This is a genomic window from Desulfobotulus sapovorans DSM 2055 (genome assembly GCF_059569355.1).
This window is the reverse complement of the sequence record NZ_JCANVJ010000003.1, coordinates 1-18,949: the sequence shown is the minus strand read 5'-3', so window position 1 is coordinate 18,949 and position 18,949 is coordinate 1. Positions and strand designations below refer to the sequence as shown.

Here is an 18,949-nt window from a genome sequence, read left to right as displayed (position 1 = left end):
CCCGAGGGTCAAAAGATTCATACATCAAGATGTATTGATTAGTGCAGGCCGACGGAAAAGTCAACGCAACAATGAATCCTTCCAGCCCGAGACCGCAGCCTTAATTCATTGCAGCACTTCCTTTTTTTTGTTATGGGTCAACTCTGTTTTTATCGTGGAAGCCCATGCGTCCCAGTCATGTTTTTCGATCACCCTTTTCCGGCGATGTGCAAAGGATTCGGATATGGAAGTTAAAACGGCAAAGGACACGCTGCCCCTTTCCCTGGATATCCGGGCTGTGGGGGAAAGCATCCTGAAGACCCAGCGGGATTCCGGAGAAATTCCCTGGTGCGGGGGAGAAAAAACCGATCCCTGGGACATGGTGGAATCCATCATGGGGCTTGCCATTGCAGGGCATCACCATGCAGCCCGGAAAGGCTTTGCCTGGCTTGCGGCCCAGCAGCTTGAAAACGGAGCCTGGTACGCCTCCTATAAAAATGGTATCCCCGATGATCGCACCCAGGATACCAACATGACCGCCTACATTGCCGTTGGTCTTTTCCACGACTGGCGACTCCACCAGGACAGGGAATTTCTTGCCGCTTCCTGGCCCATGCTGGAAAGGGCCATGAATTTCATCCTGGAAATGCAGTCTCCGGACGGAGAAATCTGGTGGGCCAAAAGCCCTGAAGGCAAGACCGACCCCATGTGCCTGCTCACCGGCTCCAGCGCCATTTTCATGAGCCTCAAGTGTGCCTGTGCCCTTGCGGCCATTCTGGAAAAAAAACGCCCTCTCTGGCAGGCGGCCCTCTCAAAACTGGGACATGCCATACGCCACAGACGGCATGTCTTCAATGTCTCCAAATCCCGCTACTCCATGGACTGGTTCTATCCCGTACTCTGCGGTGCCCTCTCCGGAACGGAAGCCCAGCGCCGCATGGAAAAATATTGGAAAAAATTCATGGTGGAAGGCCTGGGAGTACGCTGCGTATCGGACAACCCCTGGGTAACCATGGCGGAAACCTCGGAGCTGGTACTCGCCCTGGCCGCCATGGGCAATCCCTCCCAGGCCCGCATCGTCTTCAACTGGATTCTGGATCGTCGCTATGAAGACGGCTCCTTCTGGTGCGGCTTCACCTTTCCGGACATGGTGATCTGGCCCGAGGACAAACTCACCTGGACCAATGCCGTGGTACTCATGGCCGCCGACGCACTGTATGGCATCACCCCTGCGGGCGATCTCTTTGACCATGCTTTCTGGGCCCAGAATCCCTATGGCGTTGTTGTGGATGGTTTTTAAACATAACGAGGTTTCCCTTGCGTAAGGATCACCGCCCCTATTTTATTAAAAAAGCCTACATCGGTTTCCAGAAATTTTACTTAAAAAAATTTCTCAAACCGGAATTTGAGTCCTTAGGCCGTGGCATCCATGCCATCAAACCCTGGTATGTGGAAGTCTTTGGCGGCCCGGTACGGGTGGGAAGCTACACCACCCTCATCGCCAGCCCGGACGCCCGTGTCCGCCTCTGCGTGTGGAATGACAAAAAGGATATCCACGGCATTGAAATTGGCGACTACTGCCTGATCTGTCCCGGAAGCCGCATCAGCGCCGCCGAAAAAATCGTGATCGGTGCCAACACCATGCTGGCGAACGGGGTCTATATCACGGATGCAGACTGGCATGACATCTATGACCGTTCCATGCCCATCGGCATTACCCGACCCGTCATCATCGGAGAAAACGTCTGGCTGGGGGACAGTACCATCGTCTGCAAGGGAGTGACCATCGGCAAAAACAGCATTATTGGTGCAGGCAGTGTGGTGACAAAGGATATCCCTGAGAACTGCATCGCCGCAGGCAATCCCGCCAAGGTACTGCGAAGCCTCGATCCAGACCGCACCCTCATCACGCGGGGGGACTGGCTCTCCGACCCAAAGGAAATCGGCCGACAGTTTGATCTTCTGGACAGGGATCTTTTACGCGGCAACACCGTTTTCGGCTGGCTGCGCTCCCTCATTGCCCCCCGCTCCCAGGACTGATTCCGGAAAAAGCAGGAACCCCTCCATGACCGTCCCCCCCGCCATGGCTCCATCCAGACGTTTTTCAGGAGGTACCGCCCATAGGGCTGTCCTGGCGGTATGCCTATTTCTTCTTTTTTCCTCCCTTTTCTGGCCAACGGCCATCCGCGCCGAAGGCGCCGTCATCAGCAATCTCATCCTGTCCTCCCAGAATGATTCCATGACGGTGCATCTGCGGACAGAAGGCGCCTTCACTCCTGAAATTGAGGCCGCCGTCAAAAGCGGGGTACCGGTCACCTTCTCCTACTTTCTCGTTCTGGAAGCCCCCCGGAGTTTCCGCCCCGCCAAGACCCTTTCGGATATCACCGTCACCCACACCATCCGCTACAACGCCATACGGGAAAACTATACGGTGACACGCTCCTGGGAGGGCTTTACCCCCCATATCTCCACCGATTTTCAGGATGCCCAGAAACAGATGTGCACCCTCTCCAACCTTTCCATCGCCGACCATGTGGTCATGGAAAAGGGAAAGGAATACCGCCTCCGGGCCAAGGCCAAGCTCGGTGAGCTGACCCTGCCCCTCTATCTGCACCATATTCTTTTTTTCCTTGCTTTCTGGGATTTTGAAACGGACTGGTACAGTATCGACTTTATCTTCTGATCCCGGGAGATCTGCCCATGCCCACCCCGCAGGCCCACACTGAGGAAAGAAAACGACGCAAACGGGAACTGGTCATCATCCTTGCCATCGCTCCCCTGGTGGCCCTGCTGACCTTTGCGGAAACCCGCTTTCTGGATTTCGGGGCAGACTTTCCCCTTTCCCACACCATTCTGATGTTTGCCATTATCAACATCAACCTGCTCCTGCTGCTGCTGCTGATCTTTCTCGTTTTCCGCAACCTCACCAAACTCTATTTTGACCGCAGGCAGAGAGCCCCCGGCACCAAACTCCGCACCCGTCTGCTCATTGCCTTTGTCACCCTCACCCTGCTGCCCACAACCATCCTTTTTATTTTTTCCATCAACTTCATTTCCACCAGCATCGCCTTCTGGTTCAATGTTCCTGTGGAACAGGCCCTGGAAAATGCCATTTCCGTAGGACGTCAACTGTATACCCAGACCACGGAAGACACCCGCTTTTTCCTCCGCCAGACGGCAAATGAAATCGACCAGCGCCACCTGATGGATCCCTCAGCCCAGAGCCGAATCCGCATCTATGCGGGAAAACGGCTGGAAAGCCTGCCGCTGGATACGCTGGATATCCATGGCCCCGAAGGGGACATCTGGTTTTCCCATAAGGCCGGGGATCTGGACGCAGGTCTGTCCCCCCTGCCGCCGTCAGAACTGCTTACCCCTGGAGGTGAAGACGCCACGCGGGATATCACGGATATCATTCTTACCGGAGAACTGATCCGTACCATCAGCACCATTCCCTACAACGCCTCCGGAAAAGCCATCCGGGGGTATCTGGTGATGGGAAGACGCATCCCCACCGCCCTGATCCACAACCTCAGCGCCATCACCCAGGGCAGCAGTGAATACAAACAGGTCAAACTGCTCAAGCAGCCCGTGCAGCAGATCTATTACCTGGCTCTGACCATTGTGGCCCTCCTTGTACTGTTCTGTGCCATCTGGTTCGCCTTTTATCTGGCACGTACCATCACCACCCCCATCATGGATCTCGCAGAAGCCACCCGCCGCATCACGGAGGGAGACCTGCAGTTCCAGATCGCTCCGGCAGGGGATGATGAAATCGGTATTCTGGTGGAATCCTTCAACCGCATGACGCGGGATCTGCATATGGGACAGGAGCAGCTGTCCCTTTCCGCAAGGATGCTCCGCCAGCAGAACAGTGAAATTGAAGAAAGACGGCGCTATATCGAAACCATTCTGAAACATGTCTCCGCAGGGGTGATTTCCTTTAACTCGGCAGGGGTGGTCACCACCATCAATCCTTCTGCGGAAAAAATGCTGCATCTTTCCGCAGAAAATCTCATTAAACGTCCGTATAAACGGGCCATTCCTGAAAATTACCGTACTCTGGCCGAAACCCTGGAACAAAGACTGCAAGATGCCCAGACGGATGTGGAAATCCCTTTGAGCCTCACCGTATCCGGTCAGCCCAGAAACTTTCTCACCCACTTTTCCCCCCTCATGGACGACAGGGGCAAACGCATGGGCACGGTCATGGTGTTTGATGATGTGACGGAACTGGAAAGGGCCCAGCGCATGGCCGCATGGCGGGAGGTGGCCCGGCGCATTGCCCATGAAGTGAAAAATCCCCTGACCCCCCTTTCCCTCTCCGCCCAGAGACTGCGCAGAAGGTACAGGGACATGCTGCAAGACCCCATTTTCGATGAATGCACCCGCATCATCGTGGATCATGTGGAAGTGATACGCAACCTCGTCAATGAGTTTGCCAAATATGCCCGCTTCCCTGCCGCACGCCTGCAAGCCGGACGCCTGGATCCCATTGTGGCAGACTCGGTTGCCTCCTTCCGTGAGATGCACCCGGACATCACCTTTCATCTGCACATGGCAGAAAAACTTCCCGAAATTCTCCTTGATCCCCAGCAGAGCCGCCAACTCATCCTGAATCTCCTGGACAATGCCGCATCTGCCATCACGGAAAAGGGCTGCATTGAAATTTTTCTCCTGCACCCCGAAGACAGCCGGGTTCTCCGTCTTGAGGTAAGGGACACAGGGCCCGGCATCGGGCCTGAAGAAAAAATCCGCCTCTTTGAACCCTATTACTCCACCAAAAGCAGCGGCACGGGATTGGGGCTTGCCATTGTCAATTCCATTGTTGCCGAACACCAGGCCAGCATTGTGGTTCTCGACAACCAGCCCTCGGGAGCCTGCTTCCGCATTGACTACCCCCTGCTCCAGAATAAAACGGCCTGACCCTTCCCCTGTCCGGTATCAGGCCAGGATCACATCGTTTCGGGATTTACCTGTCCCCCTCTCCTGTGGTATGAGGCCCCAGTCTAAGATGTTTACCCGGTGTCCCAAGGAGAAGCGCCCCATGTTTCCAACCCTGCTCATTGTTGATGATGAACCCGGCATCCTTCAGGCCCTGAGCGGTCTGCTTCAGGATGAGGGTTTTGACATCCGTACCGCATCCAATGGTTTTGAAGCCCTGAAAAAAATCGAGGAAGACCTTCCGGATCTGGTACTGCTGGACATCTGGATGCCGGGCATGGACGGCATCGACACCCTCAAGGAAATCCGGCGCATGGAAGCCCATCTGCCCGTCATCATGATTACAGGCCACGGCACCATTGATACCGCGGTTACCGCCACCAAATGCGGTGCCTTCGACTTCATCGAAAAGCCCCTTTCCATTGACAAGGTTCTGATCACCATCCACAACGCCCTGCACTTCCGGAGACTGGAAGAGGAAAACCGTTTTCTCAAGAAAAAAAATCTGGATCGTCATGCCATCACAGGCCATTCTCCCGCCGTACAGCAGCTGCGCCTTCAGATTTTTCAGGCCGCGGCCAGTGGCGTCCCGGCACTGATTCTTGGAGAAAACGGTACGGGCAAGGAACTGGTGGCCCGCAGTCTGCACCAGCTCAGCAACCGTTCCGAAGAAGCCCTGATCTGTGTCAACTGTGCCGCCTTTTCTCCGGATCATGTGGAAGTGGAACTCTTTGGCCAGGAAAGGGACGCCGGGGTCTCGCCCATGCACAAGGGCAGTGTGGAAATGGCCCACAAGGGCAGTCTCTTCCTGGATCAGGTGGCGGATCTTCCTTTAGCCGCCCAGGGCCACCTTCTTCGTTTTCTGGAGGATGGTCACTTTCACCGCACCCGGGGCAGCCGGGAGATCCCGGTGGATGTACGCATCATCGCGGCCACCAACCGGGATCTGATGCAGGAAGTCCGTCTCGGAAACTTCAGGGAAGACCTCTACTACAGGCTTGCCGTACTGACCGTCACCGTCCCCCCCTTGCGGGAACGCAGCCAGGATATTCCGGATCTCTCGGCCCTCTTCCTTGACGAGGCCGCCATACGCAGCAAAACCAGCCCCAAAAAAATCAGCCCCGAAGCCCTGGAGTGGCTGAGTCGTCATGACTGGCCCGGAAATGTGCGGGAACTGAAAAACCTCATGGAAAGGCTGGCCATTACAGAAGAAACGGCCTGCATCACCCCCGTATCCCTCAAGGCCATCGGCTTTGGCCTGAGTACCCGGCCGGATCCCATGGCTGTGCGGGACTACGAAACGGCCATGCGTCTCTTTTCCCAGCTGTACCTGCGCAAGCAGCTGGTCATCCATGAAAACGAGGTGGAAAAAGCAGCCCTCTCCTGCGGGCTGGACACTCCAACCTTCCTCAGCCTGATGGAAAGCTGAGCCATGCGTGTCATTGCGGGTCGTTTCAAAAGCCGCTGTCTCAAGGCTCCCCGGGGCATGGACACCCGGCCCAGCAGCGACCGGCTCCGGGAAAGTCTCTTTTCCATCCTGGGCTGGGAGCGTATGCAGGGTATCAGGGTTCTGGATCTTTTTGCCGGCACCGGTGCCCTGGGAATCGAAGCCTTAAGCCGGGGCGCGGCACAGGCGGTTTTCATTGATCAGCATCCCGAAGCCCTGAAGGCCCTGCACGACAACATCAAAACCCTGGGACTCGAAAAAGAAAGCCGCATTCTTCGCTGGGATATCCGTAAAAACCTCCGCTGCCTTCGGGATGAGGCCCCCTTTGATCTGATCTTCATGGATCCCCCCTATGGCAAAGGCCTCACGGCCATCGCCCTTTCCCATCTTCAGAGCAGTGGCCTTGTCCATGCCGCCAGCCTTCTTGTCTGCGAACACACGGAAGACGACCCCCTGTCCACCATACAGGGCTTTACCCTCCTGGATCTGCGGATCTACGGATATACACGGCTGGCGTTCCTGAAGCCCACAGAAGAAAATTCACCGGAGGAACATTGATTTTATGCAGAAGATGCACTAGACATCACACATTTTCATATAAAAAATTCACACTGTCATACGCAGCCATAATCGTTTCAACCATACGGAATGCCTATGAAAAACATCGCAATCTATCCCGGTTCCTTTGATCCCCTCACCAACGGTCATACGGATATCATCGAAAGGGCCCTTGGTCTTTTTGACACCGTTATCGTGGCCATTCTCCACAATCCCAATAAAACCGGACTGTTCACCGTGGAAGAAAGAAAGGAGCTGATCCGGGAAAGCCTTGGGGATTACAGAGACCGTATTGAAGTGGACAGCTTTGACGGACTTCTTGTGGATTATGCGGAAAAAAGGGGAGCCAGGGCCATTGTGCGGGGGATGCGGGCCATGGGTGATTTTGAGAGCGAATTCCAGATGGCCATGATGAACCGGCGCCTCAACCGGGACATCCAGACCGTTTTTCTCATTACGGGTCTTCGCTGGATTTTCACCAGCTCTTCCATCATCAAGGAGGCTGCCCGTTTTGGTGGGGATATTTCCGGAATGGTCAGTCCCCTCGTTCATCAGCGTCTGAAGGAAAAAATGGAAACCGCCGGATGGATCCGGCCTGAAAAATAACCACACAGGGCGGACAGAACGGTATCTCCTTCTGACGCCATAGGGCGGCGTATCCGTCAGCCAGGATAAACATATGGATTTATGGCAGCTCAATATCTTCTGCAAGGTGGTGGAGCGCAAAAGCTTTTCCAAAGCAGGAAAAGCCGTGCACCTCTCCCAGCCCACCATCAGCAGCCATATCCGGGATCTGGAAAGCCACTTCGGATGCAGGCTCATTGACAGACTCGGCAAGGAGGCCGTCCCCACCCGTGCGGGAAGTCTTCTCTACCAACACGCCCGACGCATGCTGCAACTGAAGGAAGAAACCGAGGCCGCCATGGCGGAATTCCAGGGCTCCATACGGGGACGCTTTGTGGTAGGCGGCAGTACCATTCCGGGGGCCTATATCCTCCCCAAACTCATCGGCAGCTTTGCGGAACGCTATCCGGATGTCACCCTTTCCCTGGAGATCGGGGACAGCGAACAGATTCTTGCAGAAACCCTTTCCGGTGGTCTGGAACTGGGTGTGGTGGGTGCCCTCAGTACGGATCGCAGGGCAGAACAGACCTGCCTGCTGGAAGATGTGATGTGTCTGGTCGTACCGCCGAAGCACCCCTGGGCAGGCCGGGAAAGCATTGATATGGAAAGCCTCAAAAAAGAACCTTTTATTCTGCGGGAAAGAGGTTCCGGTACCCGCCAGGCCCTTGCAGGTCACCTGAAAACCTTAGGGCTTTCCATTGATGATTTTCGTATTGTGGCAGAAATGGGCAACACCCAGGCCGTCATTCAGGGCATCAAAAGTGGCCTGGGGGTCTCCATCCTCTCACCTGTGGCCGTGGAAGAAGAGCTGGCCTCGGGCCGCCTCTTTGCCCTGAAGGTGGAAGGCGCGGATCTTCGCCGGAATTTCTACCTCACCCGGCACAAGGATCGCACCCCTTCCCCCCTCTGCCAGGCCTTTATCCGCTATATTCAGGAAGTGTACCAGCTGACAAGCTCCCCCTTTATCCAGGATACCCCGTAAAGGAGCTCCCCATGAGAATTCTGCTTTTGGGAAAAAACGGACAGGTGGGCTGGGAGCTGCAACGGGCCCTGGCTCCCCTTGGATCCCTGGTTGCTCTGGATCTGGACGACTGCGGTGATCTTTGCGGCAATCTTCAGGATCAGGAAGGCCTTCGCCGTACCCTTCGCACCCTGAAACCCGATGTTACCGTCAACGCCGCCGCCTGGACGGCTGTGGACAAGGCTGAAGAAGAAAAAGAGGCGGCAACCCGGATCAACGGTCTGGCTCCCGCCATCCTGGCAGAAGAAATGCGCCGTCTGAACGGCTGGCTGATCCATTACTCCAGCGATTATGTGTATGACGGCAGCGGTCATCTTCCCTGGACGGAAACAGCCCCCACCGGGCCCTTAAATCATTACGGAAAAAGCAAACTCCAGGGGGATGAAGCCATCAGGCTCTCGGGGTGCAGACACCTCATCTTCCGGACAAGCTGGGTCTATGCCCGTCGTGGCAGCAATTTTGCCAAAACCATGCTGAGGCTTGCACGGGAAAGAGAAGTTCTCCAGGTGATTGAGGATCAGGTGGGAGTCCCCGCAGGAGCGGATCTCATCGCCGATGTAACGGCCCATTGCCTGAGAAGTGCCCTGAAGGATGAAACCCTCAGCGGGCTGTACCACCTCGCTCCTTCCGGTACCACCTCCTGGCATCGCTACGCCTCCTTTGTCGTGGAAAAGGCCAGGGAAGCCGGTGACGTCCTCACCGTCAAAGAGATTCGTCCCATTCCCACAAGCGCCTACCCCACCCCGGCCCAAAGGCCCCTCAACTCCAGACTCAATACCCAGAAACTTGAAACACGCTTTGGCCTGCACCTTCCTTCCTGGCAGGACGGCGTGCACCGTATGATCCAGGACATAACAGGAGTCTTATGAACAGACGTAAAGGCATCATTCTGGCAGGCGGTTCCGGAACCCGCCTGCATCCCATTACCCTGGGTGTCTCCAAACAGCTCCTGCCCATCTATGACAAACCCATGATCTACTACCCCCTCTCCGTGCTCATGCTGGCGGATATACGGGAAATCCTTGTTATTTCAACACCGGAAGATCTTCCCGGATACCAGAAACTCCTGGGAGACGGCTCCCGCTTCGGATTAGATCTCCAGTATGCAGAACAGCCCTCTCCCGATGGTCTGGCCCAGGCCTTTCTCATTGGTGAGAGGTTTATCGCTAAGGATCCCTGCTGCCTTATCCTTGGGGACAATATCTTTTACGGCCAGCATTTTTCCGCAAAACTTAAAGCCGCCTCAGAACGCAGCGAAGGGGCCACCATCTTCGGCTACCATGTTTCCGATCCGGAACGCTTTGGCGTGGTGGCCTTTGACACGGATGGAAAAGCCATCAGCATTGAGGAAAAACCCCTTCAGCCCAAATCCAGTTATGCCGTGACAGGCCTTTATTTCTATGATAATCGCGTCGTGGATGTGGCCAAATCCATCCGGCCTTCGGCCAGGGGGGAGCTGGAAATCACTGACATCAATCGTTTCTACATGGAAGATCAAAGCCTTTGCGTGGAGCTTCTGGGAAGGGGCTTTGCCTGGCTGGATACGGGTACCCACGAGTCCCTGCTGGAGGCAGGACAGTTCGTTCACACCATCGAACAACGCCAGGGACTCAAGGTAGCCTGCCTGGAAGAAATCGCCTTCAACAAAGGCTGGCTCAGTGCAAAAGCCTTATCGGAACAGGCCACTCGCCTTCAAAAAACAGGCTATGGGCAATATCTGCTGCAATTGTTACGGGAAAAAACCTGATGAAACTCACTTCAGCGCGTATCCCGGATATTGTCATCATCGAACCCGCTGTTTTTGAGGATGAGCGGGGCTGGTTCATGGAAAGCTTTAACGAATATCGTTTTCATCAGGAATTAAAAAAACTGGGCCTGCCGGTTCCCGGTTCTTTTGTTCAGGATAACCACTCCCTGTCCCATAAAGGAGTTCTCCGGGGACTGCACTACCAGCTCCCTCCCCATGCCCAGGGAAAGCTGATCCGGGTGGTTCAGGGAGCCGCCTTTGATGTTGCGGTGGATATAAGGAAAAATGCTCCCACCTTTGGCCAGTGGGTCGGTATGGAACTCAGCGCCCGAAACAAAAAAATGCTCTGGATTCCTGAGGGCTTTGCCCATGGCTTCATGGCCCTTGAACAGGATACGCATTTTCTGTATAAAACAACGGCCTATTATGCCAGAGAATGCGAAAGAGCCATCGTCTGGAATGACCCGGAGCTTGATATTCACTGGCCGGTTCCGGACATAGGCCAACCTCTGGTCTCAGAAAAAGATGCCACGTCTGTACCTCTATATACAGCAGATCTTTTTCTGAACACATGAGTATCCATCACAACCTTTTCAAACCAAAAGGAAAGGGAAAACCCTTTCCTTATTCTATTCTATCTCCTAGAGAAACGAAGAGGCTTTTAATGGCCCATATGCATAATCCGCATGCAAACGCCCCCATTTCTCCCTGGGCGCTTATCCTATCCACCTCCCGTCACCACCGGCTTGTTCTACAAATGAGCTGGCGAGAAATTACAAGCCGTTACAAAGGCTCCCTCCTCGGCCTGGCTTGGTCCTTCATCAACCCCCTACTCATGCTGGCCGTTTATACTTTTGTTTTTTCGGTTGTCTTTAAAGCCCGATGGGGAGTCACCACGGACGAGAGCAGAACCCAGTTTGCCGTTGTTCTCTTTACAGGTCTCATCGTACATGGACTTTTTGCGGAAGTACTGAATCGTGCCCCAGCCATCATCCTTGGCAATGTAAATTTTGTTAAAAAAGTTGTTTTTCCCCTTGAGATTCTTCCCATTGTTTCTTTAATAACCGCCTTATTCCAAGCTGTTATAAGCCTTTGCGTTCTCATTGTGGCATTTATACTTTTTAATGGCTATCTGCACTGGACCATCATCCTGACCCCTCTCGTACTCTTTCCCCTTGTACTGCTCACCATAGGCTTCGCATGGATCCTGGCATCCATCGGCGTGTTTCTGAGAGACATCGGACAACTCATCACCATTCTCACAACCATTCTTCTTTTTCTTGCGCCAGTTTTCTACCCCATCACAGCGCTCCCGGAAAGATTTCAGATGTGGCTCATGATGAATCCCCTCACATTCATCATTGAACAGGCCAGAGAGGTGATTATCTGGGGCAACCTTCCAAACTGGTCAGGGTTGGGTATCTACACGGCCGTCGCAAGTCTTGTTGCCTGGTTGGGTTTCATATGGTTTCAGAAGACAAGAAAGGGTTTTGCAGATGTCCTCTGATATTGCCATAAAAGTGCAGAATTTGAGCAAATGCTATCATATATATGAAAAACCAGGAGACCGCCTCAAACAATTTATACTGCCCCGCCTGCGTCGCATCTTAAGACGAACACCCTGCAATTACTTCAAAGAATTCTGGGCACTCCAGGACATCTCCTTTGAAGTCAAAAAAGGTGAAACCGTAGGCATCATCGGCAGGAACGGAAGCGGAAAGTCCACCCTTCTTCAAATCATATGCGGCACACTGACTCCCACATCAGGGATTGTAGAGACCCGTGGCCGGATTGCGGCCCTCCTTGAGCTGGGGTCAGGCTTCAATCCTGAATTTACGGGCAGAGAAAATGTTTACATGAATGCGGCAGTTCTCGGGCTCAGCCGCCAGGAAACCGATGACCGCCTGGATGAAATCATTGCCTTTGCGGATATTGGGGAATTTATCGATCAGCCCGTCAAGATGTACTCCAGCGGGATGATGGTGCGTTTGGCCTTTGCTGTCATAGCACATGTAAGCGCAGATATTCTGGTCATTGATGAGGCACTTGCCGTAGGCGATGCTTTTTTCACACAAAAATGCATGCGCTTTTTACGCAAATTCATGGAAAAAGGAACCGTTCTCTTTGTCAGCCATGACACTGGTTCGATAAAAAGCTTATGCAATAAAGCTCTCTGGCTTGAAAAGGGATCTGTTCTGGATCAGGGAAATCCCAAAGAGGTCAGCGAAAAATATCTGGAAGCTTTTTATGAGGCCCAGCAGGGTAAAAGCACGACAACACGCCTGAAAATAAAACCAGAACAATTCTCTTCAGATATACTCAAAGACCAGCGTCAAGATTTCATCAACGCAACAAACCTTCGTAACGATTTGAAAATATTTGAATTTGACCCTAAAGCCCCATCTTTTGGTAAAGGAGCAGCCCAAATTATATCTGTCAATTTTCTTGATAGAAATAAAAACCCACTCTCATGGATTGTGGGGGGTGAAGAAGTCCTCTTAAAAATTGAGGCGAATGTTTCTGAACCGCTTACTTCTCCTATTATTGGGTTTTCAATAAAAGATCGATTAGGCCAAAATCTGTTTGGGGATAACTCATATTTAACAACCATTGATAGCCCTGTCAGATGTAACAGAAACGATATCATCGTAGGAATCTTTGAATTCATGATGCCAAGACTTACCTATGGCACCTATTCAGTCAATGTTGCAATTGCTGATGGTTCGCAGGAAAACCATATCCAGCACCACTGGATACATGATGCCGTTTTATTCAAATCGGAATCCACAAGTGTTGCAGGAGGGCTTATCGGAATCCCTATGAAAAATATATCCATTTCCAAAAACAATAAACATCAGCAATGATGTTCATAACTCGCTCGACAGACAACTGACCTTTCAGGTATGTTCAAAAAATCCGGCTCTCTACATCGGATAAAAAATGAACGTATCAGTAACATCCAGCACAAACTGAAACAAGTACGAGCCTAAAATCTATAAAGAAAGAAGATGATATGGATTTCACTGGGGAGCGGTTTATACCTGGACTAAACGGTAATATAGAAATTGAACACTTGCACAGATATTATCAGGCATTAGAAATCGTCCATAAAAAAACCGTGGTAGATATTGCATGCGGGGAAGGCTATGGATCTTCACTGTTAGCAGATGCTGCGGACAAAGTTATTGGCATCGATATTGACAAATCCGTTATTGAACATGCTAGCAGCACCTATCAAAAAAATAATTTAGAATATATAACAGGCAGCTGCGCAGCCATTCCTTTACCCGATAAAAGCATTGACATTGTTATAAGCTTTGAAACAATTGAGCATCATGACCAGCATGAAAAAATGCTCTCCGAAATTCGACGTATCTTAAAACCTGATGGTGTCTTACTAATATCATCACCTGATAAGTATGAATATTCAGATCGTTATAATTATCAAAATCCTTATCACGTAAAAGAACTCTATGAAAACGATTTTAAAAATCTTTTAAATAACACTTTCAAAAAAACAACATATTATGGGCAAAAAATTTTTTATGGTTCCGGTATCTTTTCAGAAAACAAAAAAACACAGAACCTCTTTTTGGGTAAAAAAAATAATGCGATTTCAAAAACCACAGGTATCAGATCCCCTCTTTACTGGATTGCCTTAGCTTCAGATAGTGATCTTCCACATTTTCCCTCTGGTATTTTTGAAGAACCTATCAATGACACTGAAATTATTCAGGCATGGAAAAAAACTGTTCAACAGCGAGACACCGAAATATCATCTTTAAAGGAAAAACTTACAGATAAAAAAAATAAAATCGTAAATTTAAAAAATGAGGTGTCAAAATTAACGAAAGATCTGGTGGAAATTAAAAACTCTACCAGCTGGAAGATGACTTTGCCAATAAGACATTTGGGGACTTTTTTAAAAAAAAATCATCAAAAATCAATAAAAAACATCATTACTTCCTCAAAAAAACATTGTCGGAATTTAGTTCCAACTCACTATAAAAAAAGAATAAAAAATTTTACCGATATCATATTAAGTCATATAAAACGTCACAATGCCGTCAACTCATATAAAGCATCTTTGCAAAACATAAAAAAACAACCTCAAACAAATGAAAAACCCGATTATTTTTTCTGGGGTGTCATTGACTGGAATTTTAGGAACCAACGCCCACAACAAATAGCAAAAGCCCTTGCTGCAACAGGAAGAAGAGTTTTCTATATATCTTCTGAAATTATACAAAGCAGCCAAAATGGATGTCACATAGAATCACTAGATGATTCAGGGATGCTTTTTCAAATCAAGCTTTTCACCACAGACAAAGCGCCTGTAATCTATGCATCTTCACCAAATCTTAGCACCTTAAAAAATCTGAAAAAGAGCCTGTCCCACGTTCTTAACTGGTCAGAATCCCAAACAGTTATTTCTGTAATCCACCATCCTTTCTGGGTTGATGTTGCACTGTCTCTTCCCAACAGCAGACAAATTTACGACTGCATGGATTACCACGATGGCTTTGGAAATAACCATGCCAGCCTCATAAAATCAGAAGAATATTTGATAGCACATGCTGATGCCACCATCGTTACATCCACATGGCTGAAAGATCGGATTGGGCCTCATGCAAAACACTGCGTTATCATCAGGAACGCCTGTGAATATAATTTTTTCTCAAAAAAACCGGAAAAAATATTCCACGCCCCCAGAGTACAATCCATCATTGGGTATTATGGGGCAATTGCAGAATGGTTTGATATCGATCTTCTTGAAGTTATAGCAAAAAAATTCTCCGATGCCTACATACTGCTAATCGGGAACGATACCTGCGGTGCAAGCAACAAGCTCAAACTACTCCCCAATGTTCACTTCACTGGTGAGGTTTCTTATCAGGAACTCCCGTACTACCTCCACAGCTTTGATGTTTGCCTGCTCCCCTTCAAAATCCTCCCACTAACACTTGCCACAAATCCGGTAAAAATTTATGAATACATGAGCGCAGGAAAACCTATTGTCGCTGTAGATCTTCCAGAAATACAAGAATTTAACAATCTCGTTTATTGCGCAAAAAATACAGATCAATTCTTGAAAATGATAGAATCCGCTCTCTCCAAACAAAATATTCAAGATATAGATGCTCGAAAAAAATTTGCTTCTGAACAAACATGGCTCCATCGCTGCCAAGCCTTTATCCATGAAGCGGAATCAGCAAGTAGGGATCCCCTTGTCAGCATTATTGTTGTGACATACAACAACATTGATTTTACCAAAGACTGTCTCTTTAGCATAGAACAACACAGTCAATATCAAAAACTTGAAATTATCGTTGTGGACAATGCTTCCAGTGACACCACGCCAGATTTTTTAAGAAAATGGCAACACAAAGAATCCGAATTTACAAAAAAAATAATCCTAAACAGTGACAACAAAGGATTTGCTGCTGCCAACAATCAAGGATTGTCAATAGCTGAAGGCCAATATCTGACACTTCTCAACAACGATACCTATGTTACTCCTGGCTGGATACGCACACTGCTTTCGCATTTGAAAGCAGATAAAACCATTGGTCTCATAGGTCCTGTAACCAACAACATTGGAAATCAGGCAAAAATCAATATTCAGTATCCTGACATAAAAACCATGCTTGAAATTTCTGCCCATCATACTCGAAATCACATAGGAGAACGTTTTCAATTAAAAACGGCTGCTTTTTTCTGTGTCATGATGCCACGGCATGTCTATGAACTGATAGGGCCACTGGATGAAGCGTTTGGATTGGGTTTCTTTGAAGACGACGATTATTGCCGACGCATAGAGCAAAAAGGACTACGCATTATGTGCGCAGAAGATGTTTTTATCCACCATCACCTTTCAGCTTCTTTTGACAAAATAAAACAGACACACAGACAAGCTCTTTTTGAAAAAAACAAAACGATTTATGAAAAAAAATGGGGTACATGGATCCCTCACAGCTATAAAAGAGACGAATGACAGATGGGTAGTCTCGCAAAATTCAGGGATGATTATGCGTAAGTCTCAAAAGGAAAAGAAGCCTACATGAAACTGCTCTATTTTTCACCCCTTCATTGGGAAAATTTTAGCCAGAGGCCTCACCATTTTGCAACATGGTTCCATAAAAAATATGATGGCGAAATACTGTGGATAGATCCTTACCCAACCCGATTTCCAAGAATCGCTGACCTGAAAGATTTTGCCACAAAAAATATTTGCCATAATACAAAAAAACCGGAATGGCTTTCCGTAGTTACCCCAAAGGCTATACCCATTGAACCATTACCCTTTTCAGCATATATAAATCACTTATTCTGGCAGCCTGCAATAAAAGCGATTGATACGTTTATTCAGAAAAAAAAAATTACTGCTATTGGCGTAGGTAAACCTTCTCTAATGGCTTTGTACACCCTCAAAAAATATCCACATATCTACTCTTTCTATGATGCAATGGATAACTTTCCCGCCTTTTATACTGGGTGGTCCCGTATAATGATGGCAAGACGCGAACAAGCTATTGCTCATCATGTATCCCTGACATTGGTATCCTCGACAATTCTTATGAAACAATTTCAAGCGCATAACGTCCCATGCCAACAAGCTTTAAATGCTTGTATTCACGAACTTCCAACCCCTGTCAACAGTAATAACCACCTAAAAAATAACCGCCCAATACTTGGTTATATAGGTACCATTGGAAAATGGTTTGACTGGAATCTTGTATATCAATTGGCTCTAGCCAACCCACAAATGCGTATCTGCCTGATAGGTCCTGTTCATAACTATCCACCCCGAACACTCCCCGTTAACATTGAAATCCTGCCTGCGTGTGAGCACAAAGAAGCCATTAAGGCCATGCAAACCTTTTCAATTGGGCTGATTCCATTCAAAAAAACAGTACTCACAAATTCAGTCGATCCCATCAAATATTACGAGTACAGGGCAATGGGCCTTCCAGTACTGTCCACAGCTTTTGGGGAAATGATGTTACGCCGTCATGAACCCGGAGTTTATATCATGGACAGACATCAAAATCTGAAGGAACTTACGATAAAGGCTTTGAATTTCAAGCATAAACCATACGACATTATACAGTTCCGCAACCAAAATACTTGGGAAGCACGCTTTGATGCCACCCGGCTATTTTGTCAAAAAAAGAAATAAGATCTTACAGATCTTGCCATAGGATAAGGCATGAAAAAAAAAATTCTTCTGACGTTCGGAACGCGCCCTGAAGCCATCAAAATGGCCCCCCTTGTCAAGCAACTCAAAATGAATCCAGATTTGGACTCCAGGGTCTGCGTTACAGCCCAGCACAGGGAAATGCTGGATCAGGTTCTCAATACCTTTGAGATACATCCAGAATACGATCTGAATCTCATGAGACAGGGGCAGGATCTTTATGACCTGACGGCGAGAGTACTGTTAGGTATGCGGGATGTATTCATGGATTTCCAACCGGATTTGGCTCTCGTACATGGAGACACCAGCACCAGCTTCGCCACCGCACTTGCAGCATTTTACCAAAAAATACCGATAGGCCATGTAGAAGCAGGACTGAGAACGGGAAATATCACATCCCCCTGGCCAGAAGAAGCTAACAGACAACTCACGACACGACTTGCCCAGTGGCATTTCGCCCCAACACAATGCAACATGAACAGCCTGATTGCCGAAGGTATTGCCCAAAAAAATATTATTGTAACAGGAAATACCGTTATTGATGCATTACTCATAACCGTCGAAAAAATAAGAACATCAAACACTCTGCGTGCCTCTATCATAAAAAAACTCGTTGATGCAGGACTTCACGATACCACGATTCTCCAAAAAGCTTTTGTACTTATCACAGGCCACAGAAGAGAAAATTTTGGGACAGGTTTTGAAAATATCTGCATTGCCATCCAGCAGCTAGCCAAAAACAACCCAGCGGTTCATTTTATCTATCCTGTACATCTCAATCCCAATGTTCAGGAACCTGTAAATCGCCTTCTTTCAGGACTCTCCAATGTAGATCTCATTCGACCACTTGAATATCAGCCCTTTGTCTTTCTCATGTCCAAATCCCAGATTCTACTGACGGACAGTGGGGGTGTGCAGGAAGAAGCTCCCAGCCTGGGCAAGCCCGTACTGGTCATGCGTGACACGACCGAAAGACCCGAAGCCCTAAAGGCTGGTACCGTTACCTTGGTAGGAACAGATACAAATCTTATCATCAAGAGTGTTCAAAGACTTCTTTCTGATATACCTTTAAGAGAAAATATGTCAAAAATAAGCAATCCTTATGGAGACGGGAAAGCCAGTGAACGAATTGTTCACTTTCTGACAAAACTTTTTCCCTGAAAATTACAATTCAAAATCAGACAAAAACTAGGGTGTGTCATCAATTGTGCGGCTGAGAATTTTCCGGATTCACAATGAGGTGGTTTTGTGCTTTTCTGTTGATGGGCTGTGGGAGGACCCTTCAATGATAAGACGTTATGGATTAAGAGATGATCAGTGGGATCGGATCAGGGATTTGCTTCCAGGCCGGGAAGGCCATGTCGGGTGTACGGCCAGGGATAATCGCTTGTTTGTGGAGGCGGTTCTTTACCGGTACCGCGCGGGCATCCC

The 18,949-nt window shown here is 49.3% G+C and carries 17 protein-coding genes; all 17 read left to right on the top strand.

Annotation, left to right across the window (positions count from 1 at the left end):
* Positions 1-223: 223 nt before the first annotated feature.
* Positions 224-1,279, top strand: coding sequence for a prenyltransferase/squalene oxidase repeat-containing protein (locus BR04_RS04125; RefSeq protein WP_496354728.1), 1,056 nt, complete (start codon positions 224-226; stop codon positions 1,277-1,279).
* A 17-nt stretch (positions 1,280-1,296) separates the two neighbouring features.
* Positions 1,297-2,019 (top strand): acyltransferase, encoded by a 723-nt coding sequence (locus BR04_RS04120; RefSeq protein ID WP_496354727.1) that lies wholly within the window; start codon positions 1,297-1,299, stop codon positions 2,017-2,019.
* Positions 2,020-2,044: 25 nt separating this feature from the next.
* Positions 2,045-2,662, top strand: a complete 618-nt coding sequence (locus BR04_RS04115) for a DUF4390 domain-containing protein (RefSeq protein WP_496354726.1) — start codon at positions 2,045-2,047, stop codon at positions 2,660-2,662.
* Positions 2,663-2,679: 17 nt separating this feature from the next.
* Complete coding sequence (locus BR04_RS04110) at positions 2,680-4,905, top strand: sensor histidine kinase (protein WP_496354725.1); 2,226 nt, start codon at positions 2,680-2,682, stop codon at positions 4,903-4,905.
* A gap of 121 nt (positions 4,906-5,026) precedes the next feature.
* Positions 5,027-6,352: a sigma-54-dependent transcriptional regulator gene (locus BR04_RS04105; RefSeq protein ID WP_496354724.1), complete on the top strand. Its 1,326-nt coding sequence runs from the start codon at positions 5,027-5,029 to the stop codon at positions 6,350-6,352.
* Positions 6,353-6,355: 3 nt separating this feature from the next.
* Positions 6,356-6,928, top strand: a complete 573-nt coding sequence (gene rsmD, locus BR04_RS04100) for a 16S rRNA (guanine(966)-N(2))-methyltransferase RsmD (protein WP_496354723.1) — start codon at positions 6,356-6,358, stop codon at positions 6,926-6,928.
* A 96-nt stretch (positions 6,929-7,024) separates the two neighbouring features.
* Entirely contained in the window at positions 7,025-7,534 is a 510-nt protein-coding gene (gene coaD / locus BR04_RS04095) for a pantetheine-phosphate adenylyltransferase (protein ID WP_496354722.1), read from the top strand.
* A gap of 73 nt (positions 7,535-7,607) precedes the next feature.
* Positions 7,608-8,534 (top strand): selenium metabolism-associated LysR family transcriptional regulator, encoded by a 927-nt coding sequence (locus tag BR04_RS04090; RefSeq protein WP_496354720.1) that lies wholly within the window; start codon positions 7,608-7,610, stop codon positions 8,532-8,534.
* 11 nt (positions 8,535-8,545) lie between these two features.
* Positions 8,546-9,442: a dTDP-4-dehydrorhamnose reductase gene (gene rfbD, locus BR04_RS04085; protein ID WP_496354719.1), complete on the top strand. Its 897-nt coding sequence runs from the start codon at positions 8,546-8,548 to the stop codon at positions 9,440-9,442.
* Positions 9,439-10,320, top strand: a complete 882-nt coding sequence (rfbA, locus tag BR04_RS04080) for a glucose-1-phosphate thymidylyltransferase RfbA (RefSeq protein WP_496354718.1) — start codon at positions 9,439-9,441, stop codon at positions 10,318-10,320. The genes rfbD and rfbA overlap by 4 nt, the downstream gene beginning before the upstream one ends.
* On the top strand, positions 10,320-10,895 hold the full coding sequence (gene rfbC / locus BR04_RS04075; RefSeq protein ID WP_496354717.1) for a dTDP-4-dehydrorhamnose 3,5-epimerase: 576 nt from the start codon (positions 10,320-10,322) through the stop codon (positions 10,893-10,895). Before rfbA ends, rfbC begins: the two co-directional genes overlap by 1 nt.
* Positions 10,892-11,827, top strand: a complete 936-nt coding sequence (locus tag BR04_RS04070; RefSeq protein WP_496354716.1) for an ABC transporter permease — start codon at positions 10,892-10,894, stop codon at positions 11,825-11,827. The genes rfbC and BR04_RS04070 overlap by 4 nt, the downstream gene beginning before the upstream one ends.
* On the top strand, positions 11,817-13,184 hold the full coding sequence (locus tag BR04_RS04065; RefSeq protein WP_496354715.1) for an ABC transporter ATP-binding protein: 1,368 nt from the start codon (positions 11,817-11,819) through the stop codon (positions 13,182-13,184). The genes BR04_RS04070 and BR04_RS04065 overlap by 11 nt, the downstream gene beginning before the upstream one ends.
* Before the next feature lie 149 nt (positions 13,185-13,333).
* The gene (locus BR04_RS04060) at positions 13,334-16,315 is read left to right on the top strand and encodes a glycosyltransferase (RefSeq protein WP_496354714.1); all 2,982 of its coding nucleotides are present in this window, start codon (positions 13,334-13,336) and stop codon (positions 16,313-16,315) included.
* Positions 16,316-16,381: 66 nt separating this feature from the next.
* A complete protein-coding gene (locus BR04_RS04055) occupies positions 16,382-17,500 on the top strand; it encodes a glycosyltransferase family protein (protein WP_496354713.1) in 1,119 nt (372 codons plus the stop codon).
* A gap of 30 nt (positions 17,501-17,530) precedes the next feature.
* Positions 17,531-18,679, top strand: a complete 1,149-nt coding sequence (gene wecB / locus BR04_RS04050) for a non-hydrolyzing UDP-N-acetylglucosamine 2-epimerase (protein ID WP_496354712.1) — start codon at positions 17,531-17,533, stop codon at positions 18,677-18,679.
* 127 nt (positions 18,680-18,806) lie between these two features.
* Positions 18,807-18,949: transposase (locus BR04_RS04045; RefSeq protein ID WP_496354900.1), on the top strand; the 143-nt coding region annotated here is incomplete at its 3' end.

Excerpts from the sequence above, each read along its gene's own strand:
- BR04_RS04125 (WP_496354728.1), top strand. The coding sequence starts at position 224 with ATGGAAGTTAAAACGGCAAAGGACACGCTGCCCCTTTCCCTGGATATC.
- BR04_RS04115 (WP_496354726.1), top strand. The coding sequence starts at position 2,045 with ATGACCGTCCCCCCCGCCATGGCTCCATCCAGACGTTTTTCAGGAGGT.
- BR04_RS04110 (WP_496354725.1), top strand. The coding sequence starts at position 2,680 with ATGCCCACCCCGCAGGCCCACACTGAGGAAAGAAAACGACGCAAACGG.
- BR04_RS04105 (WP_496354724.1), top strand. The coding sequence starts at position 5,027 with ATGTTTCCAACCCTGCTCATTGTTGATGATGAACCCGGCATCCTTCAG.
- rsmD (WP_496354723.1), top strand. The coding sequence starts at position 6,356 with ATGCGTGTCATTGCGGGTCGTTTCAAAAGCCGCTGTCTCAAGGCTCCC.
- coaD (WP_496354722.1), top strand. The coding sequence starts at position 7,025 with ATGAAAAACATCGCAATCTATCCCGGTTCCTTTGATCCCCTCACCAAC.
- BR04_RS04090 (WP_496354720.1), top strand. The coding sequence starts at position 7,608 with ATGGATTTATGGCAGCTCAATATCTTCTGCAAGGTGGTGGAGCGCAAA.
- rfbD (WP_496354719.1), top strand. The coding sequence starts at position 8,546 with ATGAGAATTCTGCTTTTGGGAAAAAACGGACAGGTGGGCTGGGAGCTG.
- rfbA (WP_496354718.1), top strand. The coding sequence starts at position 9,439 with ATGAACAGACGTAAAGGCATCATTCTGGCAGGCGGTTCCGGAACCCGC.
- rfbC (WP_496354717.1), top strand. The coding sequence starts at position 10,320 with ATGAAACTCACTTCAGCGCGTATCCCGGATATTGTCATCATCGAACCC.
- BR04_RS04070 (WP_496354716.1), top strand. The coding sequence starts at position 10,892 with ATGAGTATCCATCACAACCTTTTCAAACCAAAAGGAAAGGGAAAACCC.
- BR04_RS04065 (WP_496354715.1), top strand. The coding sequence starts at position 11,817 with ATGTCCTCTGATATTGCCATAAAAGTGCAGAATTTGAGCAAATGCTAT.
- BR04_RS04060 (WP_496354714.1), top strand. The coding sequence starts at position 13,334 with ATGGATTTCACTGGGGAGCGGTTTATACCTGGACTAAACGGTAATATA.
- BR04_RS04055 (WP_496354713.1), top strand. The coding sequence starts at position 16,382 with ATGAAACTGCTCTATTTTTCACCCCTTCATTGGGAAAATTTTAGCCAG.
- wecB (WP_496354712.1), top strand. The coding sequence starts at position 17,531 with ATGAAAAAAAAAATTCTTCTGACGTTCGGAACGCGCCCTGAAGCCATC.